This is a genomic window from Pontibacterium sp., assembly GCF_041587635.1.
GTDB lineage: Bacteria > Pseudomonadota > Gammaproteobacteria > Pseudomonadales > Balneatricaceae > Pontibacterium.
Genome location: NZ_JBFGYC010000456.1, coordinates 1 through 3300, shown reverse-complemented (window position 1 = coordinate 3300; position 3300 = coordinate 1). Strand labels below are relative to the sequence as shown.

General features: G+C 52.1%; 3 protein-coding genes and 1 pseudogene. All 4 read left to right on the top strand.

Features of this window, described 5'->3' with window-relative positions; genetic code table 11:
* Positions 1-1014, top strand: a 1014-nt coding sequence (prfB, locus tag ABYW01_RS17365) for a peptide chain release factor 2 (protein WP_372835172.1), incomplete at its 5' end; no start/stop codon positions are given.
* Positions 1015-1050: 36 nt separating this feature from the next.
* Positions 1051-2553, top strand: a complete 1503-nt coding sequence (lysS, locus tag ABYW01_RS17360; protein ID WP_372835170.1) for a lysine--tRNA ligase — start codon at positions 1051-1053, stop codon at positions 2551-2553.
* Between the two features lie 111 nt (positions 2554-2664).
* Positions 2665-3096: a hypothetical protein gene (locus ABYW01_RS17355; RefSeq protein WP_372835167.1), complete on the top strand. Its 432-nt coding sequence runs from the start codon at positions 2665-2667 to the stop codon at positions 3094-3096.
* 4 nt (positions 3097-3100) lie between these two features.
* Positions 3101-3300: pseudogene (locus ABYW01_RS17350) on the top strand (uracil-DNA glycosylase); the annotation flags it as partial.

Genomic DNA, 3300 nt, shown 5'->3' with positions numbered 1-3300 from the left:
GGTAAGAAAGAACGTCTGGAAGAGGTTGAGCGCGAGCTGGAAGATCCGGCTGTGTGGAACGAGCCTGAAAATGCCCAGAAGCTGGGTAAAGAACGCTCCACGCTGGAAGGCGTTGTTTCCACGGTAGATGATCTGGAAACCGGTGTTGTCGATGCGCGTGATCTGCTGGATATGGCAGTGGAAGAGGACGACGAAGACACTGCAGCTGAAGTTGAGGAAGAAGTCGCGGGGCTGATGGCCAAGCTGGAAACCCTCGAGTTCCGTCGTATGTTCTCTGGCGAAGCCGACGGCAATAATGCCTTCCTGGATATTCAGGCCGGTTCCGGTGGTACTGAAGCCCAGGACTGGGCCAACATGATGCTGCGTATGTATCTGCGTTGGGGTGAAGACAAAGGTTTTAAAACCGAGCTGCTGGAAGTCTCTGCGGGTGATGTCGCGGGTATCAAGTCTGCGACGATCCGTTTTGAGGGCGAATATGCTTTCGGTTGGTTGCGTACCGAAACCGGTGTTCACCGTCTGGTGCGTAAATCACCATTTGACTCCGGCGGTCGTCGTCATACGTCATTCTCTTCTGTCTTCGTATCGCCAGAAATTGACGACAATATTGATATTGAAATCAATCCGGCCGACCTGCGTGTTGACGTTTACCGCGCATCCGGTGCAGGTGGTCAGCACGTCAACCGAACTGAGTCTGCGGTACGTATTACCCACGGACCGTCCGGTATTGTGGTGCAGTCCCAGAGCCAGCGCTCCCAGCACCAGAACAAAGACACCTGTATGAAGCAGCTGCGAGCAAAACTCTACGAGATGGAGATGCTGAAACGTAGCGAAGCGGCACAGGAACAGGAAGATAATAAAGCGGATATCGGCTGGGGCAGCCAGATCCGTTCATATGTACTGGATGATCAGCGCATCAAGGATCTGCGTACCAATGTGCAGTCTTCCAACTGTGACAAGGTACTGGACGGTGATCTGGACTTGTTTATTGAGGCGAGCCTGAAGGCTGGTCTGTAAGTTACACGAAACGAATTCTCAAAAGGTTTTGACTCAATGTCTGACAACTCTCAGCCGCAAGACGAAAATCGCCTGATTGCCGAGCGCCGTGAAAAACTGAACGCGCGCCGTGAAGAAGGTAATGCTTTCCCAAACAGCTTCCGCCGCGATAGCTACGCGCAGGATCTGCAGGATGAGTATGGCGATAAGACCAAAGAAGAGCTGGCCGAAGCAGGTATCAAGGTGAGCATCGCCGGTCGCGTCATGCTGAACCGTGGTGCGTTTGGTGTAATTCAGGATATGACCGGTCGTATCCAGTTCTACGTGAACAAAGAAGCGCGTAAATTCGCTAAAAGCCTGGATCTGGGTGACATCATCGGTGTGACCGGTGTACTGCACAAGTCCGGTAAAGGTGACCTGTATGTTGATATGGGCGAGTACGAGCTGCTGACCAAGAACCTGCGTCCGCTGCCAGACAAACACAAAGGTCTGCAGGATACAGAAATTCGTTATCGCCAGCGTTACGTGGATCTGATCACCAACGAACAGTCACGCAAAGTGTTCGAGATGCGTTCTAAGATCGTATCCGGTATCCGTAATTACCTGACCGAGCGTCGCTTCATTGAAGCAGAAACGCCGATGTTGCAGGTGATTCCGGGCGGCGCGACCGCACGTCCGTTTGTCACTCACCACAATGCACTGGATCGCGACATGTTCCTGCGTATCGCGCCGGAACTGTACCTGAAGCGTTTGGTTGTCGGTGGTTTTGAGCGTGTGTTCGAGATCAACCGTAACTTCCGTAACGAAGGTCTTTCCACCCGTCACAACCCGGAATTTACCATGATCGAGTTCTATCAGGCGTATGCGGACTACCGTGACCTGATGGACCTGACCGAAGATATGCTGCGCACCGTTGCGCAGGATGTACTGGGTACGACCACCATCGTGAACACCGTACGTAACGATGCGGGTGACGTGCTGGAAACGTTCGAATACGACATGGCTAAGCCGTTCCTGCGCCTGAGCGTATTTGACTCCATTTTGCACTACAACCCGGATATCACCGCTGAAGCGCTGGCCGACGATCACGCTGCCCGTCAGATTGCTGAGCGTCTGGATATCGAAGTGAAAGACAGCTGGGGGCTGGGTAAAGTACAGATCGAGATCTTTGAGAAGACTGTTGAGCACCGTTTGGATCAGCCAACCTTCATCACTGAATACCCAACTGAAGTCTCTCCGCTGGCGCGTCGCAGCGACGACAACCCGTTTGTGACCGACCGTTTCGAATTCTTCGTTGCGGGTCGTGAGCTGGCCAATGGTTTCTCGGAGTTGAACGACTCTGAAGATCAGGCTGAGCGTTTCCAGGCGCAGGTTGCTGAGAAAGATGCCGGTGATGATGAAGCGATGCATTACGATGCAGACTACATCAACGCACTGGAATACGGTCTGCCACCGACTGCGGGTGAAGGTATTGGTATTGACCGTCTGGTCATGCTGTTCACCGACTCTCCGTCTATCCGTGACGTCATCCTGTTCCCGGCAATGCGTCCACGTAACTAAGCGAAATTAGAGCTGGGTTGTGTGATGAAAAAGGCTGCCTTAAGGCGGCCTTTTTTCTATCTGGTGGCAGGGTGCTGGATAGAAGAAACAGGCAGAAAAAGGATTAAAATCATGAGCTGGTTATTTCCCATAGAGAAACGTGATCTACCCGGCAGGCGCTGGTTGAGTATCGGTTTACGGACTTTGCATCTTATTGGTATTGCAGGGTTGGCTGGGGCATACCTTTTTCACCTGCCGCACAGCGAGTGGAGCGGGTATTTGTGGCTGGCGGTGATCAGTGGATCATTGATGGCATTTATCGCCGTATATGTGGATGGAATCTGGTTGCTGCAGCTTCGTGGGCATGCCATTTTTCTCAAACTCTTTCTGCTATCCAGCGTGTTCTGGTTATTTGATGAGCCACAGTCTGGCATCTACCTGCTGGTTATTTTGATTTCGGGTATCGTCTCTCACGCGCCGGGTAAAGTGCGGTACTATTCGATCTGGCACAGAAAAGTGCTGACCAAAGCGGATCTGATTAATAAGAATTGTGGGGAGTCCTGATCATATGGTTCTGGAAGCAGCGCCAAGCTGGCAACACTATCTGGATGGGGAGTTTGAGCAACCGTATATGCTGAACCTGAAGCAGTTTCTACAGGAGCAGAAAGCACAGCATAAGGTGATTTATCCACATTCCACTCATTGGTTTCATGCGTTGGAAGCAACACCGCTGGATCAGGTGAAAGTGGTGATTTTGGGGCAAGACCC

Coding starts and splice junctions, on each gene's coding strand:
- lysS (WP_372835170.1), top strand. CDS start 1,051: ATGTCTGACAACTCTCAGCCGCAAGACGAAAATCGCCTGATTGCCGAG.
- ABYW01_RS17355 (WP_372835167.1), top strand. CDS start 2,665: ATGAGCTGGTTATTTCCCATAGAGAAACGTGATCTACCCGGCAGGCGC.